The 15,995-nt window shown below is 33.1% G+C and carries 13 protein-coding genes, 8 tRNA genes and 2 other annotated features; of the genes, 8 read left to right on the top strand and 13 right to left on the bottom strand.

What is annotated here, in order from left to right; all coding sequences use genetic code 11:
- Positions 1–36: 36 nt before the first annotated feature.
- From LGK97_RS12985 to LGK97_RS12975, 3 genes are all read left to right on the top strand, one after another.
- Positions 37–1,023 (top strand): DnaD domain protein, encoded by a 987-nt coding sequence (locus LGK97_RS12985; RefSeq protein WP_226260194.1) that lies wholly within the window; start codon positions 37–39, stop codon positions 1,021–1,023.
- Positions 1,016–2,029 carry an ATP-binding protein gene (locus tag LGK97_RS12980; protein ID WP_226260193.1) on the top strand — a complete coding sequence of 338 codons (1,014 nt, stop codon included), beginning with the start codon at positions 1,016–1,018 and terminating at the stop codon, positions 2,027–2,029. Before LGK97_RS12985 ends, LGK97_RS12980 begins: the two co-directional genes overlap by 8 nt.
- 98 nt (positions 2,030–2,127) lie before the next feature.
- Positions 2,128–3,243, top strand: a complete 1,116-nt coding sequence (locus LGK97_RS12975; protein ID WP_226260192.1) for a stage II sporulation protein P — start codon at positions 2,128–2,130, stop codon at positions 3,241–3,243.
- 113 nt (positions 3,244–3,356) lie between these two features.
- Here the strand turns inward: LGK97_RS12975 and LGK97_RS12970 are convergent.
- The 8 genes from LGK97_RS12970 to LGK97_RS12935 form a co-directional block, all read right to left on the bottom strand.
- Positions 3,357–3,431: transfer RNA gene (locus tag LGK97_RS12970), tRNA-Thr, on the bottom strand.
- A 7-nt stretch (positions 3,432–3,438) separates the two neighbouring features.
- Positions 3,439–3,515, bottom strand: a tRNA-Asp gene (locus tag LGK97_RS12965).
- A 5-nt stretch (positions 3,516–3,520) separates the two neighbouring features.
- A tRNA-Val gene (locus LGK97_RS12960) sits at positions 3,521–3,596 on the bottom strand.
- A 13-nt stretch (positions 3,597–3,609) separates the two neighbouring features.
- A tRNA-Glu gene (locus LGK97_RS12955) sits at positions 3,610–3,684 on the bottom strand.
- A gap of 22 nt (positions 3,685–3,706) precedes the next feature.
- Positions 3,707–3,781: transfer RNA gene (locus LGK97_RS12950), tRNA-Thr, on the bottom strand.
- A 15-nt stretch (positions 3,782–3,796) separates the two neighbouring features.
- Positions 3,797–3,873, bottom strand: a tRNA-Asp gene (locus LGK97_RS12945).
- A 5-nt stretch (positions 3,874–3,878) separates the two neighbouring features.
- Positions 3,879–3,954: transfer RNA gene (locus tag LGK97_RS12940), tRNA-Val, on the bottom strand.
- Between the two features lie 6 nt (positions 3,955–3,960).
- Positions 3,961–4,035 (bottom strand) — tRNA-Glu (locus tag LGK97_RS12935).
- A 259-nt stretch (positions 4,036–4,294) separates the two neighbouring features.
- On the opposite strand from LGK97_RS12935, the gene LGK97_RS12930 reads away from it, so the two are divergent.
- Both LGK97_RS12930 and LGK97_RS12925 read left to right on the top strand, forming a co-directional pair.
- Positions 4,295–5,524 (top strand): NAD(P)/FAD-dependent oxidoreductase, encoded by a 1,230-nt coding sequence (locus LGK97_RS12930; protein WP_226260191.1) that lies wholly within the window; start codon positions 4,295–4,297, stop codon positions 5,522–5,524.
- 530 nt (positions 5,525–6,054) lie between these two features.
- Positions 6,055–7,119, top strand: a complete 1,065-nt coding sequence (locus tag LGK97_RS12925; protein WP_226260190.1) for a methyltransferase domain-containing protein — start codon at positions 6,055–6,057, stop codon at positions 7,117–7,119.
- Between the two features lie 125 nt (positions 7,120–7,244).
- On the opposite strand, the gene LGK97_RS12920 is transcribed toward LGK97_RS12925, so the two are convergent.
- From LGK97_RS12920 to LGK97_RS19810, 4 genes are all read right to left on the bottom strand, one after another.
- Positions 7,245–7,994 (bottom strand): acyl-[acyl-carrier-protein] thioesterase, encoded by a 750-nt coding sequence (locus LGK97_RS12920; protein WP_226260189.1) that lies wholly within the window; start codon positions 7,992–7,994, stop codon positions 7,245–7,247.
- Between the two features lie 307 nt (positions 7,995–8,301).
- Positions 8,302–9,555, bottom strand: a complete 1,254-nt coding sequence (locus LGK97_RS12915; RefSeq protein ID WP_226260188.1) for a 4Fe-4S dicluster domain-containing protein — start codon at positions 9,553–9,555, stop codon at positions 8,302–8,304.
- A gap of 264 nt (positions 9,556–9,819) precedes the next feature.
- Positions 9,820–11,268, bottom strand: a complete 1,449-nt coding sequence (locus tag LGK97_RS19960) for an IS200/IS605 family accessory protein TnpB-related protein (RefSeq protein ID WP_226260187.1) — start codon at positions 11,266–11,268, stop codon at positions 9,820–9,822.
- Positions 11,252–11,386 (bottom strand): hypothetical protein, encoded by a 135-nt coding sequence (locus LGK97_RS19810; RefSeq protein WP_264175037.1) that lies wholly within the window; start codon positions 11,384–11,386, stop codon positions 11,252–11,254. The genes LGK97_RS19960 and LGK97_RS19810 overlap by 17 nt, the downstream gene beginning before the upstream one ends.
- 367 nt (positions 11,387–11,753) lie before the next feature.
- Between LGK97_RS19810 and LGK97_RS12905 the strand changes: the two genes are divergently transcribed.
- From LGK97_RS12905 to LGK97_RS12895, 3 genes are all read left to right on the top strand, one after another.
- A complete protein-coding gene (locus LGK97_RS12905) occupies positions 11,754–12,341 on the top strand; it encodes an ECF transporter S component (RefSeq protein ID WP_226260186.1) in 588 nt (195 codons plus the stop codon).
- A gap of 107 nt (positions 12,342–12,448) precedes the next feature.
- Positions 12,449–12,727, top strand: a binding site (T-box leader).
- A 37-nt stretch (positions 12,728–12,764) separates the two neighbouring features.
- Positions 12,765–13,045 (top strand) — a binding site (T-box leader).
- A gap of 56 nt (positions 13,046–13,101) precedes the next feature.
- Positions 13,102–15,015 carry a threonine--tRNA ligase gene (gene thrS, locus LGK97_RS12900; protein ID WP_226260185.1) on the top strand — a complete coding sequence of 638 codons (1,914 nt, stop codon included), beginning with the start codon at positions 13,102–13,104 and terminating at the stop codon, positions 15,013–15,015.
- An 87-nt stretch (positions 15,016–15,102) separates the two neighbouring features.
- Complete coding sequence (locus LGK97_RS12895; RefSeq protein WP_226260184.1) at positions 15,103–15,636, top strand: 2'-5' RNA ligase family protein; 534 nt, start codon at positions 15,103–15,105, stop codon at positions 15,634–15,636.
- A gap of 48 nt (positions 15,637–15,684) precedes the next feature.
- Here the strand turns inward: LGK97_RS12895 and LGK97_RS12890 are convergent, their stop codons facing one another.
- The gene (locus LGK97_RS12890) at positions 15,685–15,870 is read right to left on the bottom strand and encodes a DUF1858 domain-containing protein (protein ID WP_226260183.1); all 186 of its coding nucleotides are present in this window, start codon (positions 15,868–15,870) and stop codon (positions 15,685–15,687) included.
- Positions 15,871–15,995 lie beyond the last annotated feature (125 nt).

Below are 15,995 nucleotides of genomic sequence, written 5' to 3'. Positions count from 1 at the left end.
ATAGAAATTAAATATAGAAAGAAAGGTAGTGACTTTATGAGCACTTTTATGTTTAAGAATGAAAATTATAAATATACTCCTGTGAGTAATATTTTTATAGATAAGTTTATGCCTAGAGCTAGGGGAGAGTTTGTTAAAGTTTACCTTCTTGGTTTGAAATATTGTGCATCAGGTGAAATAGGTGCCACTTCTTCAGTTATCGCAAATACCCTAGGCCTTTTAGAAACAGACGTTGTTAACGCATGGAATTACTGGAATGATGAGAGTCTAATTAAGATGACTCCTATTGATAATATGGGTAACTTTAATATTGAATTTTTGGATTTATTAGATGCCCCTAGTGAAATTGCCCAAAATATAAACTTAATTGAGGAACTGGCTAATGCCTCTATAAAAGGAATGCTTCAGGATATTGAAAAGCTACTAGCAAGACCTCTATCACCAAAAGAAATGACTATGTACCTAAGCTGGCAAAAGGATTATGGCTTTGCGCCTGAGCTGATACTTCTACTAATTCAGTATTGTGTGTCAAAAGGTAAAGTTGATTATAGATACATTGAAACCATTGCAATTGCATGGCATGATGGTAATATTAAAAACATAGAAGATGCCCAGTCCTTTATAAGAAAACATGAAGATAAATGGATAAATATAAGAAAGATATTAAATTATTTGGGAATAAAAGCTCCAGAAATAATGAAGCCTCAAGAACAAATATTAGATAAGTGGCTTAATGTTTATAAGTTTTCTCTGGAAATTATTTTTAAAGCTTGTGACATCTGTTTTGATAGACTTAACCGAGCTGACTTTAAATATATCGATGGAATCCTTAATAGCTGGTTTAAGGATGGAATTAATTCTTTAGAGGATATTGAGAAAAAGGATAAAAAACGTTTATTAACTAACAAACCTAATACTGCTGGTAGTAAACCTGCTAAAGGAACCTTTAATGATTATGAACAAAGGGCCTATGACTTTGATGAACTAGAAAAAAAATTACTAGGATGGGATAATAATGATTAAGGGATATCAAACTAAAATATTAGCTTTATACGATAAAATAAGACAAGATGAAGAGTCAGACTTTAGAAACAGAAAAATTCATATAGAAAAGACTCATCCTGAAATCATTGAACTAGATCAGAAAATAGGTAGGCTATGTATACAATTATCTATTAGTGCTTTAAAAAACATAGATAATAGAGAAGCATACCTAAGTACTCTTAGAGAAAATATAATGGATCTTCGAATGAAGAAATCTGAACTATTAGTTTCTAATGGTTTTGATATGGATTACTTAAATTTGCATTATAGATGTAGTAAATGTCGTGATACAGGCTTTATTGGAAATGCTAAATGTACTTGTTTTAAGCAAAAGGTTGTAGATGTCTATTATGATGGGTCCGAGCTTCGCAGCTTGTTAAAAATCAATAATTTTGATAACTTTAAATTGGACCACTATTCTTCTAGAAAAAGCGAGGCTGAATCTTCATCTCCAAAAAAGAACATAGAAAAGATTTTATCTAAATCCATGAGTTTTTTAAAGAACTTTGATAGTACTGATGAAAATTTATTATTCTTTGGAAGTTCTGGAACAGGAAAGACCTTCTTGTCCCATTGCATTACAAAGGAGTTAATCGACAAAGGTTATTTTGTAGTATACAAGACTGCTGAAGAATTGATAAAGGCCTTAAAGGAAATTCGATTTAATAACGACTCTTCTTTAGAGGAGCTACTAATAAATTGCGACCTCCTTATCATAGATGACTTGGGTACTGAGCAAATTTCAGATTTTTCTAAAACAGAACTATTTAACCTACTCAACACTAAGTTGTTAATGCAAAAGAAAATGCTCGTATCCACTAATTTATCCCTAGACAGTTTGCTTAAGGTCTATGCTGAAAGAATAACCTCTAGGCTATTTGGAAACTTTACAGCTTGCAAGTTTTTTGGAGATGATATACGAATAAAGAAAAATTGGACCAAGGGAAAAGTATCTGACGGCGCTACAAAACCTCAGGAGATGTAACTTAACAAAAATGACTTTTAAGTACTCTTTTAAAAAAGCAATTAAAGTAATATCTTTGTATCTTACCTCATATACATTGTATAAACGGAGGGATAAAGATGAACTTTTCAAAACACAAAATTAAACCCAATAGCAGTAAGGCAATGTCTTTAAGTCTCTTCACATTGCTCCTTATCTTTTTATTGGGTATTGCTTTACCTAAAAGTATTAATGCGTACAATAATGAAATAAATCCAAATTACTTCTATATTAACGTAATTAACAATGTATTACCCATAATTAAGTGCTCAAACAAAGACGAACACAATCTAAATGGCGAAAATGCCATGAAGTTTTCAGCCTTGTCACTTTTAGGAATGGATATTGTAAATCCTATCTCAATAATAGTAAAAGAAATTGCATACTTGAATATAAATGAAGTTATGACTAATGTAAATAATTTAGGTAAAGAAGATGAAACCCCAGAATCACTTGTTATTACACCATTTAACTTAGGGAATAATCAAGTTACTAAGTCTGAAGCTGAGGTTGTAGGCTCTGACATAGTAGCAAATCTGTATAATCTTGATTTAAAAAAGACTTTAAATAATGCCAAACCAGAAGTGCTTATATATCACTCCCACACTTGTGAAGCTTATCGCACCTCAGACAAAGATTCATTTAAAACTAATAGCAGCTTGGATCAAACAAGAGGTGTAGTTGCTGTAGGTGATGTTATAGCAGATGAACTAGAAAAGGTTTATGGGATTGCAGTTATACATGATAAGACTGTGCATGATAAGGGGGATTATGATGCATCCTATAAAAAATCTAGAGTTACTTTAGATAAATATTTAAAGGAATATGGCGATTTCAAATTAATTATAGATTTACATAGGGACAGTACAGATAAGAGCATAGTAACAACTAAAATAAATGGTGAAAGTGTTGCTAAATATATGTTTGTAGTAACAACAAAAAATCCTAGATATCCAAAACAGAAGGAATTAATAGATTCTATGATAGAAACATCAAACAAATTATTTCCAGGTCTTTTAAGAAGCAACCAAATACATGCTTATGAGTACGGTATGTCTGGATTTTATAGTCAGAATAGAAGTGATAATGCTATAATGTTTGAAGTAGGTTCAAATACTAATACTATTGATGAAGCAAAAAATACTGGCAAGTATTTATCAAGAATCATAGCCGAACAGTTAAATGGTAAAAGATAGTGCCACCCACGTGGCAAGTGGCAAAAGTGACAACCTATAGCGTATAGATATTATCCACAAGTTACTGTCTATATAATAAAAAAAGTCCTAAACAAATGTTTAGGACTTTTTTTTGGAGCTGGCAATAGGAATCGAACCTACAACCTGCTGATTACAAGTCAGCTGCTCTACCGTTGAGCCATGCCAGCGGACATATGGCGACCCAGAACGGACTCGAACCGTCGACCTCCGCCGTGACAGGGCGGCACTCTAACCAACTGAGCCACTGGGCCATATATGGTGGGAACAACAGGGTTCGAACCTGTGACCCCCTGCTTGTAAGGCAGATGCTCTCCCAGCTGAGCTATGCTCCCATATATGTTTTATTGGTGACTCCTAGGGGAATCGAACCCCTGATACCACCGTGAAAGGGTGGTGTCTTGACCGCTTGACCAAGGAGCCTTGTTAAATTATAAATTTTTATTGGAGCTGGCAATAGGAATCGAACCTACAACCTGCTGATTACAAGTCAGCTGCTCTACCGTTGAGCCATGCCAGCAGTAAAATAAAAATATGGCGACCCAGAACGGACTCGAACCGTCGACCTCCGCCGTGACAGGGCGGCACTCTAACCAACTGAGCCACTGGGCCATATGTGGTGGGAACAACAGGGATCGAACCTGTGACCCTCTGCTTGTAAGGCAGATGCTCTCCCAGCTGAGCTATGCTCCCACATTATGGTGACTCCTAGGGGAATCGAACCCCTGATACCACCGTGAAAGGGTGGTGTCTTGACCGCTTGACCAAGGAGCCATATTGAAATCGTCATTTTTCTTGTCTTGCGCCTTGCTAATTGTTGAAGCATCGCTTGGCAACCCGACATAGACTATAATACATAATTTTTGTTCAAGTGTCAACATATTTCTTACTTTTTTTATTATTTTTTTTCACCAAGGCAAATTTGTAGCAAATTCATATTCAATCTAAGCTTTTTAGAGTAAAATAATATGTAAGTTAGACGAAACACTTTATAGTGTAAATATAAGTCTTTTTCTCGAAGGGAGAGATTTTTTTGAAACATTCTCTTATAATAATTGGCGGAGGTGCCGCCGGTTTAACCGCAGCTTTAATGGCAAAGGACTTGGGAATTGATGTAGCCGTAATTGAAGGCACCGACCGAGTAGGTAAAAAAATATTAACCACTGGTAACGGAAGATGTAACATTAGTAATGAAAATATAGATGTGAGCAGATATCATAGTGAAGATTCATATTTCCCAAAGCATATACTAGCTTCTTTTAGTGCAACGGATACTGTAGATTTCTTCACCTACTTAGGTATGCCTTTGGTAACTTTAGACTCTGGTAAGATGTTCCCAATGTCATTGCAAGCTTCATCCGTAATTGATATACTTCGCTTCGCTTTAGAAGAAAAAAATATTCCTGTGTATATAAACACGAAAATTAAAGAAGTTATTAAAGAAGCTAATGGTTTTAAACTTTATAGCACAGATAATGCTAAATATCAGTGCGAAAAGTTGATTATTGCTACAGGAGGTAAATCTGCCCCTAAAACAGGCTCTGATGGCTCTGGTTACACGTTAGCTAAACAATTAGGTCATAGTATAATACCCACCGTACCAGCCCTTGTACAGCTTAAATTAGACTATAATAGATTAAAGGCTCTATCTGGGGTAAAGTTTGATGGTTACGCAGAGATCTTTATAAATAATAAAGCTGTTCAAAAGGAATTTGGAGAAATACTCTTCACTGACTACGGTATTTCTGGACCTCCAATTCTTTCTCTTAGTAGAACTGCATCTTATGGTTTATCTAAGAATGACAAAGTTTCTTTAACAATTGATATGTTACCAACTATTTCTTCCGAAGCTCTGCCTGAGTTTTTAGAAAATCATTGGTCAGTATTTGGAAGTCGTGGTGTACATGATTCCTTTATTGGAATAATTAATAAAAAAATCATCCCAATAATCTTAAAAGAGGCAAAAATAGAAGATATCAATAAACCTTGTTTCAATTTAGACTGGAAAGAAAAGAATGCTATATATGCTTTATTAAAACAGTGGAAATTTGAGGTTTCAGGCACTAATTCCTTTACAAATGCTCAAGTCACTGCTGGTGGCGTTAATACACAAGAAGTTAACCCTGAAACTCTAGAATCTAACATTGCCCCAAACTTATATTTTGCTGGTGAGGTACTAGATGTAGATGGCGATTGTGGTGGTTTTAACCTTCAATGGGCATGGAGTTCTGGTGCTATTGCAGCTAAGAATGCATCAAAATAGCTAATCGTCGCATACATGCTTAAAAAGTTTTTTCTTATATTACGCTTTAACTAAAAGTATATGTTGTGGGAATGCTTTCACATCGCTAAGTAATTCTAAACTAATTTTATTGAAAGATACTAAAAAGTGCAAACTCGCTACGCTCAAACAAGCACTTTTCTTTACGTATCTTCCCCTAAAATTAGTTAAGAATTACTAAAGCTTGTTCAAATGCATTCTTAGCAATCTATACTTTTGTTAGCATAATATAAGAAAAAATATATAATTCTGCGAGTTAACGACGAGGTAAGGATGGGTGGGAAAAGCATTCCTAAGATAGTAATTGCTATTTTGTAGTTGATATGATGTTAAATTGTTATTAGACTAAGTAGCAATTATAATTAAAAGTAAGTGCAATGATTTTTGAAAATTGACTAATACGATAGAAAAATTGTTTATTGTAATGAATAACCTTACAGAAGTGAATCCAAAAGTGCAAGGAACTTTATTTACTTATCTTCTATACTGTTTTTAGAGAGGGGGGATACGTTTTGAATTGGCATGAACAAATCAACGAAGCATTTGATTATATTGAAGGCCACTTAGACGACAACATTGATTTAGATAAGGTTGCAAATATAATGTGTCAATCTACAGTTAGTTTTCAGCGTACATTTTCTATATTTATGAATATATCCATATATGATTATATTCGCAGAAGACGTATGACATTAGCTGCTATAGAACTGCAAACAACTGATGTAAAGGTCATTGATTTAGCCTTGAAATATGGTTATGAATCTCCAGAATCATTTACCCGCGCTTTCAAAGAGATTCACGGAATAACACCATCAGCAGCACGTAAAAAAGATGTTACTCTTAATCTATTTCCACGTATCACTTTTCTACTAACAGTAAAAGGGGATATTAAAATGGATTACAATAAGGATCAAATTGTAAATTTAAAAGGACTTAACTGGGGGAATATTGACCCATCGTCTCATCTTAAGCCTTTCGATACTTGTATTTACTTAGCAACTAAATGGAGAGAATCTGGTTATATTGATCTTTTAGATTTAGGAACAGGGCTTGGTCGTCACGCTATTTATTTTTCAAAACAGGACTTCAATGTAACAGCAATGGATATTTCTGATTATGCTATTCAATACCTAAAAACATGGGCTGAAAAAGAAAATCAGATTATAAATGCAGGTGTCGGGGACATGACGTGTATGAATTACTCTAATGAATCCTTTGATTGTATTTTTGCTTACCATGTTATTTCCCATACAGATTCAATTGGATTAAAAAAAACAATTTCAGAAATTGAAAGGGTACTAAAACCAAATGGAGAGGTATATTTGTCATTTTGCTCAAAAGAAAGCACAGAATTTATTGAGAATAGAACTAATAAATTAGATAAAAATACTATAGTATGCCGAGATGGACTAGAAAAAGGTATACCTCACTTCTTCGCTGATTTAAATGATATCAAAGAACTCTTAGTCAATTTTAAAATAGAACTCGTAAAACATACAGAATATTTTTATGGTGATTTAAAACCCATTAGTAATCAAAGACAAAAATTTTATTATGTTAATGCGATTTTAAAATAAGGAAAATAAACATAATTTAAGACATTAGGGAACATCAATAAATTTATGTAAATGAAATCTATTGATGTTCCCACGTTTCTAATATATGGAAAAAGGTGTTATTCATTTTGTTAAATATTGGCTCGCTATATCCAGGTACTTTCCAAAAGGGTTAACGTAGTACCCTCTTCATTTATTATTTGGTGCCTACATATTACTTTTTCTTCTTCTCTTATAATTTCAGTACTTACCTTGATTGTTTCCCCATATCTTGTTTCCTTTTCATAAGTTACTTTAATATTCTTTAGTTGATAATTTAGCACTACATCTTTAGGCACTGTCTCTAAAGCCCAGGCAACATACTTCACATTATTTACGTGCATATTTGTGTCAATATCGCTATATCTCACCTTAAAACTTTTCTCGCTGTGGATTTCAGATATTGATGCTATATTCTCAATCTCCATATCTATGTTATTATTTTCATCTATGCCATAGACCTCATACATGCCTTCTGTAATCTTCATAGGTCTTCTTCTATTCATATTTATTAAAAACCATACAGAATTAGCATGACCTATTACATTTCCTTCTGCATCCATAATTTCATGTTTTCTATATCCATAAAATTTCTTAAAGGAGTATGCAAAAGTTTGCACTTTTATAGTTTCATTTAATAATGGATAGGTGTCCATTGTTATATCCCACTTATACAACATCCAAGCCATATTATTCTCTTTAAGATAGTCTATTCCCACTCCTAGCACTTCACTTTGATACATTGCCATATCACCAAGGTAATTTATTATGGTGGTAATAAGGGCCTTTTTATGGATATCAACTTCATAATAATGAATGTTATAGTTTCTATCTGTAATTACAGGTATTCTGTTCATATTCTCCCACCTTTACTTCCTTTGAATACGTAATAAACTTGAATCTTTTAAGTTTATTAATACTTAAAATCATATCAAACTAAACTGATTCAGTAAACATTAATAGCCTAGTGTTATATAAAACTTCACATTTATTTTGTATTATCACTTTAGAATATTAAATATGGTTTCATATTACATAGATATCACTTGATTATTAAAGGTGAATAGCTAAGCCTATGCGTACTCTACTCACAGGCTCAGCTATTGATTTAAGAGTATTAAATTAAATGTTGTTATCTATATAAAGGCTTGAAATAATCTATATTTAAATTTTAAACTTAGTAATAAGTCTCTCTAAATAAACTGATTTCAACTGTTTACTTGCCATTGCCTGCTTAATTGGAGAAAGCTTTAAAATTGCAGAAAGCACTGCAGCCATTGCCCTGTGACTTCCCAAAGCTTGATTATCAAAAATCAAATCTTGGAGAGTTCCCTTTTCTATTGCCATAAGTACCAGCCTATGTACAGAATTTACTGGAGTTATAATCTTTTCCTTTCGGCTCTCTAAGTGCATGCTTTTATTAAAACATGACCTTACACAAACACCACATCCAAGGCAGATACTTTCATTTATCACCACACCTGTATCAGTCTTTTCTATGGCTCCAATAGGACAAGCTATTACGCATCTTCCACAGCTACTACAACTTTCTTTATTTATTTTAGGAATAAAGGCTGTTGTTTGTACAGGGTGAAGCATTCCAAACTTACGTGCTGCAACCATTGCCTCACAGCAGCATCCGCAACAATTACATATGAAAGAAACTCCCTCCCTAACATTTTCTCCACACTGGACTAAATTACTTTCATAAGCCTGATGGAGAAGCTCCATTGCTTCAGATATCTCAACAGGCCTGGCATGTTTATGCTTAATCAGTGAAGCCGCTGTTCCACCAAAGGTCATGCAAATATCCATAGGTGCATCGCAAGCTTTTCCCACATGATGCATTTTATGTCTGCAATAACAGGTACTTATGCCAATATGTGAAGCTGTCTTTATAATATGGCTCGACCTTTGAAAATCTAGTATTTGTACCTTATTATCATTAGAAAGAACTTCTTCTTGAACAAACACCCTTCCAAGTCTAGTCTCAGTACTAAAGAATAATTGCTTTACAAAATCCTCTTCAACATTTAGATATTGATAATAAAGCTCAGCAAGAAGTTTTTGATCTATATCTCCCCTTGTTCTCATCATAGAAAATTCAAAGAATCCTGCCATTGGAGGGGGAAGCACATATTCTTGGGTGCCATTATGATCCAGATCTAAAAGTATAGCTCTACTTGCAAGCTCATCTAATATTTTATGAGCAGCGACTTCATCCATCTTCCAAACCTTACTTGCTGTTTTTGCTGTGAATGGTTTTATAGGAAGTTGTGCTACTAGTGCTGCTTCCTTTTCACTAAATAAAATCCCTAATATCTTATACAAGGTCTCTGAAGGAGGTGCCCCTTGAGGAAACCTATTTATTCTATCTTCCAAGCTTTCATATGCTGACTTACCTACTATATGAGACATTACCCGACCTGCTACCTAAAATCATAACAAAACAATTTCAGCACTCTATTCGTTAAATAGAATGGTAGTATCACAGGATTTTACCACTAGGATATAGACTTTCGCCTATAAACCTCGCATGTCATTCAAGACAAGCCTTCATTACCATATGATAATAAAGTTCTACAAGATTGTGACTGTTAGCCACTCCTTAAATATCATTATCCGCCAAAGCCTTTCACTGCGTGTACTTTGGCAGTTTGGTTAATACTTAAAGTTATAGGGTTACACTATTCCAAGTACTTTCTTCCTGTTGATTAACCACAGTGCAGGGTTTTCACCTACCTTTCTCTTTATATTTTTATTAATTTCATTCCACTTTGACCACTCATTCTTCTTTTCAAATTTCTCTAAATCAGTTACTATTTTTTGTTTTAAAAGCTTTGGTATTTTTTCTTTGAATTTATAACTTCTTCTACCTATAACCATACTAGCACCATTATGAACTACCATACCATATTGGTGACAATACTTATAAAGTCCTATTTTACTTGTAAACTGAGGTTTTACTTTTACTATTTCTATACCGTTGCGGTTACAGGTACTTTCAAGCATTGTCAATAATTGTCTGTATATAAATTGGGACTTTATTCTTGCGAATTTTTTAGTCACATCCTTATCACTGTGAAACTTTAAATCTTCAACTGCAATGCCTACATCATGTGCTTTGGCTATTAATGCAACCTTTTTCACAAGTTCACCGCATAAATTCTTGCGCCTATGGCTACCTGTATAGGTTAATTCATTACTTTTCAAATATGTATGCCATTTATAATTACCCTTATTATCTATCATTGTAAGCGCAAATCCATTTGGATTGGTATCTATTCCTATGATTCCTTTATGACCTGTATAAAGATTTTCATATGGTGTTACTATAGATTCTTCAAAGGTTATATGACAGTAATATTTTCCGTTTTTCCGTATGAGCTCCACTTGATAAGCTTCTCCTGTTTGCATATAATCAAGAAACATTTGCTTATAGTTTCTGCCATTAACTTTTCCGGTTGTAGTAGATAGTTTTTGTGGTAAATAAACTTCAAAGTTTACTTTTACCGCTCTATTACTTTCAGTTTTATCTAAAGTGCTGACTTCAAGAAAATTCTTATTCTCTCTAGTTACAATCCTTAAATTAGGATTCCCCTTTTTAGTTTTATCTCCTCTTGAATATACTCTATTACTTCTAATTTCTTGCCATTCCTCTTTTTTAATAAGCCCTTTGCATCTTTTTAAAAACATTTCTTTTGTGCCAAAAATAACTGGTGGAATAGTATTCGTATCAATAAAATGTTTATAATACTGCAACTTTCTTTGTCTCTTGTCTAATTTATTCATCAAGGCATTTCTCTTCTTATCTGATAATCTTTTATTAGTATCATTTAAAAATTTTAAAATAGCATTAACTTTTTTAAGATAATTTTCATAGTTTAGTTTAACAAGTTCCTTCTGGCTTACTATAGTTTGCCTTGCATTTTCTACCGCATCTTTACTTTGTCTAATGTTTAATCCATATTTAAAAGCAACAGCTTTTTCAATATCGCTAATTTTTATGTTATTAAGTATCCGTTTAAATGAATATCTTACAGCACTACAAAATACAGTCATCAAATTATTAATAATATTTATCTTTTCTTCATCAATGTTAATAAGAACTGCCTTAATTGTTACCTTCACTATTTCCACCTACTACCTTATAACATTTTACTTTATTTTCATTTGTCCATATTTTTAAGGCTTTAGTTGTTACCCCTAAGATTTCCCTTTTCTCAGCCATACTAATTAATCTACCCATTTAAAACTCAACTCCTTGGAATTAATATGGCATAATATAATGAAATTTATACGGTGCTTGTTAATATATGTCACTAAATGTTATAGCTTTAAGCAACTGTTGTTACCTCCTATTGTTTTATTACTCTAATATAACATATATTCATTAAATTGTAAATAATTAACACTTTTACCGGTTTGTATTGCCTATGTTTCGCATTTTACTAGTAATAATATTCTGACTTTTATGAAATTTTCTCTACCTATGTAATTTTTATCAAATAGGTGGTAAAATATTATTGTCGGTATTCTTTATGAAACCGAACTATAAATAAGACTGTAAATAGAGTCGACTTATATCCTTATGGAATAAGAGCGGAGGTTAAAAAATGATTAATAATTCTATTAAAAACAGAAAAGTAAAAACGTCAAATCTAACAACCATCGGTATGTTATCAGCAATTTGTATGGTACTTGGACTCACAGGCTATGGCTTTATTCCACTACCAGGAGCTAAAGCTACCATTATGCACATTCCTGTTATTGTAGGATCAATAATAGGCGGACCTATAGTTGGAATGACTATTGGATTAATATTTGGGATTTTTAGCATTATGCAAAACATAATGGCTCCAAACTTATTGTCCTTTGCGTTCATAAACCCTTTAGTATCTGTGCTGCCAAGGGTTCTTATTGGATTTACTTCTTACTATGTTTACAAACTAAGCTTTACTAAAAACCAAAACCTAAGAATTGGACTCGCTACAGTTGTTGGTTCTTTAACCAATACCTTTGGAGTACTTACAATGATATATATTTTATATGCAGTTAAATTTGCTACTGCTAAAGGCATACCATCTTCCACTGTTGCTAAAACCATATATGGTATAGCTATTATGAACGGTGTACCTGAAGCCATTATAGCTGTTATAATTACAATACCTGTTATACTGGCAATTAAAAAAATAAGAAAATAAATGAAATTAGGAAAGCACAAACTCAGAATTTGATGAGTTTGTGCTTTTTAAAATACCTATAAATAAGTATTGACATTAAAATCCGAAAGGCATATAATAACAAGAAAGTAAAGACTATGAAGAGGAAGAGTAGGTAATTTGCTGTTAAAAGAGAGAGAAACTCATCGGCTGAAAGGTTTCTTAAACAAGTATTATTGAAAACCACCTCTGAGTTGTGTACTGAATTTAGGTATATTATAATTAATAACATACTGCTTATTAGTTATTTAAATGTGCCCTAGGTAAGTATATCCGCTAGCCAGCGTTAAAGGTTTCGAGTGATAGCACTACATTCTTATGTGGGTTGCTGTAATTTGGGTGGAATCGCGAGTATACTCGTCCCTTATTTAGGGACGAGTTTTTTTGTTTTTATTAGAATTATATTATAAAGCATTGAAGAGGAAGATTAGGTAATTTACTGTTTTGACAGAGAGGGAAACTCACCGGCTGAAAGGTTTCCTAAACAAGTATTATTGAAAACCACCTCTGAGCTGAGTACTGAATTTAGGTATATTATAATTAATAACATACTGCTTATTAGTTATTTAAATTTGCCCTAGGTAAGTATATCCGCTAGCCAGCGTTAAAGGTATCGAGTGACAGCACTACATTTTTATGTGGATTGCTATAATTTGGGTGGAATCGCGAGTATACTCGTCCCTTATTTAGGGACGAGTTTTTTTGTTTTTTAAAATAATTTATATAAAGGGAGGAAATATTTATGTTAAACATTATGTTAAAGGATGGAAATGTTATTCAAGTTGAAAAAGGTGCAAGAATTTATGACATTGCTATGAAGATTAGCCCAGCACTAGCTAAAAAGGCTCTAGTTTCAAAAATTAACGGTGAAATCAAGGATCTCATGACAGAAGTAAATTGTGATTGCTCCATAGAGATTTTAACATTTGAGGATGTTGAGGGGAGATTAGCCTTAAGACATACTGCAGCTCATATTCTTGCCCAGGCTGTAAAAAGATTATATCCAAATGTTAAGCTTGCTATTGGTCCTGCCATTGAAAATGGTTTCTACTATGATTTTGACTCTGAAGAAACATTTACTCCACAAATTTTAGATAAAGTAGAAAAAGAAATGGAGAAGATAGTAAAGGAAGGTTTTAAGCTTGAAAAATCTGTACTTCCAAAAGAAGAGGCTATAACCCTTATGTTAGAAAAAGACGACCCCTATAAAGTTCTATTAATTAACAATTTACCGGAAGGAGAGATTATATCTTTCTATAAGCAAGGAGAATTTGTTGATCTATGCGCTGGGCCGCATGTTCCATCCACTTCATATATTAAAGCATTTAAGCTTTTATCTGTTGCAGGAGCTTACTTTCGAGGTGATGAAAAAAATAAGATGCTTCAAAGAATATACGGAACAGTATTTCCTAAAAAGAGTGAATTAGATGCCTACATTAATATGCTCGAGGAAGCAAAAAAGAGGGACCATCGAAAACTAGGAAAAGAGTTAAAACTATTTACATTGATGGAGGAGGGTCCAGGTTTTCCATTCTTTCTACCTAATGGTGTTGTTTTAAAAAATAACTTAATAGAATATTGGAGAGGTCTTCATAAAAAATCTGGCTATGTAGAAATTGAAACTCCTATGATCCTAAACAGAAAACTTTGGGAAACTTCTGGTCATTGGGATCACTATAAAGAAAACATGTACACAGTTAATATTGATGAAGAAGAATTTGCAATTAAACCAATGAACTGCCCTGGTGGTATGCTTGTTTATAAGTCAGAACCTCATTCCTATAGGGATCTACCTCTAAGGGTAGGAGAGCTAGGCAGAGTGCACAGACATGAATTATCTGGCGCTATACAAGGCCTTATGAGAGCAAGAGCTTTTACTCAGGATGATGCTCATATATTCATGCTTCCGGATCAGATAAAAGAAGAAATAAAAGGTGTTATTAGCCTTATAGATGAAGTATATTCAAGATTCGGTTTCAAGTATAGTGTTGAACTTTCAACAAGGCCAGAAAACTCCATGGGAAGCGATGAAGAGTGGGAAGTAGCCGAAGTATCCCTAGCAGGAGCTTTAGACGAGATGAATATAAAGTATAAAGTAAATGAAGGTGATGGAGCCTTTTATGGTCCTAAAATTGATTTTCATTTAGAAGATAGCATTGGTAGGAGCTGGCAGTGCGGAACAATACAATTAGATCTCCAACTTCCTCAAAGATTTGATTTGAATTATATTGGCAGTGATAGTGAAAAGCATAGACCCATTGTTATACATCGCGTAATTTTTGGAAGTTTAGAAAGGTTTATTGGAGTTCTAATAGAGCATTTTGCAGGTAAGTTCCCAACTTGGATTGCACCTGTTCAAGTAAAAGTGTTATCCATTTCAGAAAAATACCTTGATTATGCAAAGACTGTGGTAAACAGCCTTAATGAAAATAATATTAGAGTAGAGCTTGATGGTAGGGTAGAAAAGATTGGTTATAAAATTAGAGAAGCAAGAAACGAGAGAGTACCATATATTTTAGTCATAGGAGAAAAAGAAGAGCAAGAAGGTAATATAACTGTAAGAAGTAGAAAAAATGGCGATGAGGGTAGCGCTTCCTTGAATGAATTTATTGCAAGGGTTAAGTGTGAAATAGATAATAAAACTCTAGAGGTTTAAGTAATTTGCATAGACTACATAAAATATATGTAGTCTATATAAAAAACAAGTAAGTCAATTGATGCAGAATTTTAAGGAGGTATTTTTATGTATGCAGTAGAATTGTTTTTAAATAAAGAAGCCGATATATATGTAAGGAGTATTTGGGGAGCGTTAAGTAATAAAAATATAGATTCAAGCCTAAATGACATTAAAGAAATATGTCCACATATAACTTTGGCAGTATATGAGGATATAAACGAAGGTAAATTTATTGAAAAATTACGTGCCTTTAAATCTAGTTTTAAACCTATTGATACTTATTTTGATATTCTTGGGGCATTTCCTGTGACTGGTACTTGTTTTATAAAGCCAACTGTAACCGGAGAATTATTAACTCTTCACAGTAAATATCAAGAACACTTTATAGCTTTCAATGAAAACGCTGATCGTTATTATTTACCTGGGCGTTGGAACCCTCATTGTACATTAGCCATAGGGCTAAGCGATGAAAAACTTAAGGAGGTATTCAATTTTTCAGTGGATAAATTCAAGCCTTCAAGGGTTACGTTAGCTGATATTGGACTAGTTAAAATAGAATTTAAGGATGATAAATGTGTGAGTAGTATCAGAATATATTAAAGATAAGAAAAAATAAGACACCTAGCAAATGCTAAGTGTCTTTGTTTCTTATGCGTTTAATTTAGCCATTAATTCGTCTAAATTAAGACCATGAACTGCTGCTGCTTCTTCAATTGTTTCAGCTTGTGCTGAAGGACATCCAACGCAACCCATTCCAAAACTCATTAATATTGCAACTGAATCTGGAAATTGTCTTACTGCTTCGCCTATTGTCATGTCTTTAGTTATTTTCATATTATCTACCTCACTTTATGTTAATTTAATTTAAGATAATTATATCAGAGTTTAGAAAGTAAACAAATAAAAATATTTGTTTAACTTTAATTCTCATTCTCATTATACTTATTATGTTTCAACTT

It is taken from the genome of Clostridium sp. CS001, from assembly GCF_020443565.1.
Taxonomy (GTDB): Bacteria; Bacillota; Clostridia; order Clostridiales; family Clostridiaceae; genus Clostridium_AD.
Note: the sequence above shows the minus strand (reverse complement) of the source record. Positions and strands in the feature narration are given on the sequence as shown.

Excerpts from the sequence above, each read along its gene's own strand:
- LGK97_RS12985 (WP_226260194.1), top strand. The coding sequence starts at position 37 with ATGAGCACTTTTATGTTTAAGAATGAAAATTATAAATATACTCCTGTG.
- LGK97_RS12980 (WP_226260193.1), top strand. The coding sequence starts at position 1,016 with ATGATTAAGGGATATCAAACTAAAATATTAGCTTTATACGATAAAATA.
- LGK97_RS12975 (WP_226260192.1), top strand. The coding sequence starts at position 2,128 with ATGAACTTTTCAAAACACAAAATTAAACCCAATAGCAGTAAGGCAATG.
- LGK97_RS12920 (WP_226260189.1), bottom strand. The coding sequence starts at position 7,994 with ATGAACAGAATACCTGTAATTACAGATAGAAACTATAACATTCATTAT.
- LGK97_RS12915 (WP_226260188.1), bottom strand. The coding sequence starts at position 9,555 with ATGTCTCATATAGTAGGTAAGTCAGCATATGAAAGCTTGGAAGATAGA.
- LGK97_RS19810 (WP_264175037.1), bottom strand. The coding sequence starts at position 11,386 with ATGGGTAGATTAATTAGTATGGCTGAGAAAAGGGAAATCTTAGGGGTA.
- LGK97_RS12905 (WP_226260186.1), top strand. The coding sequence starts at position 11,754 with ATGATTAATAATTCTATTAAAAACAGAAAAGTAAAAACGTCAAATCTA.
- thrS (WP_226260185.1), top strand. The coding sequence starts at position 13,102 with ATGTTAAACATTATGTTAAAGGATGGAAATGTTATTCAAGTTGAAAAA.
- LGK97_RS12895 (WP_226260184.1), top strand. The coding sequence starts at position 15,103 with ATGTATGCAGTAGAATTGTTTTTAAATAAAGAAGCCGATATATATGTA.
- LGK97_RS12890 (WP_226260183.1), bottom strand. The coding sequence starts at position 15,870 with ATGAAAATAACTAAAGACATGACAATAGGCGAAGCAGTAAGACAATTT.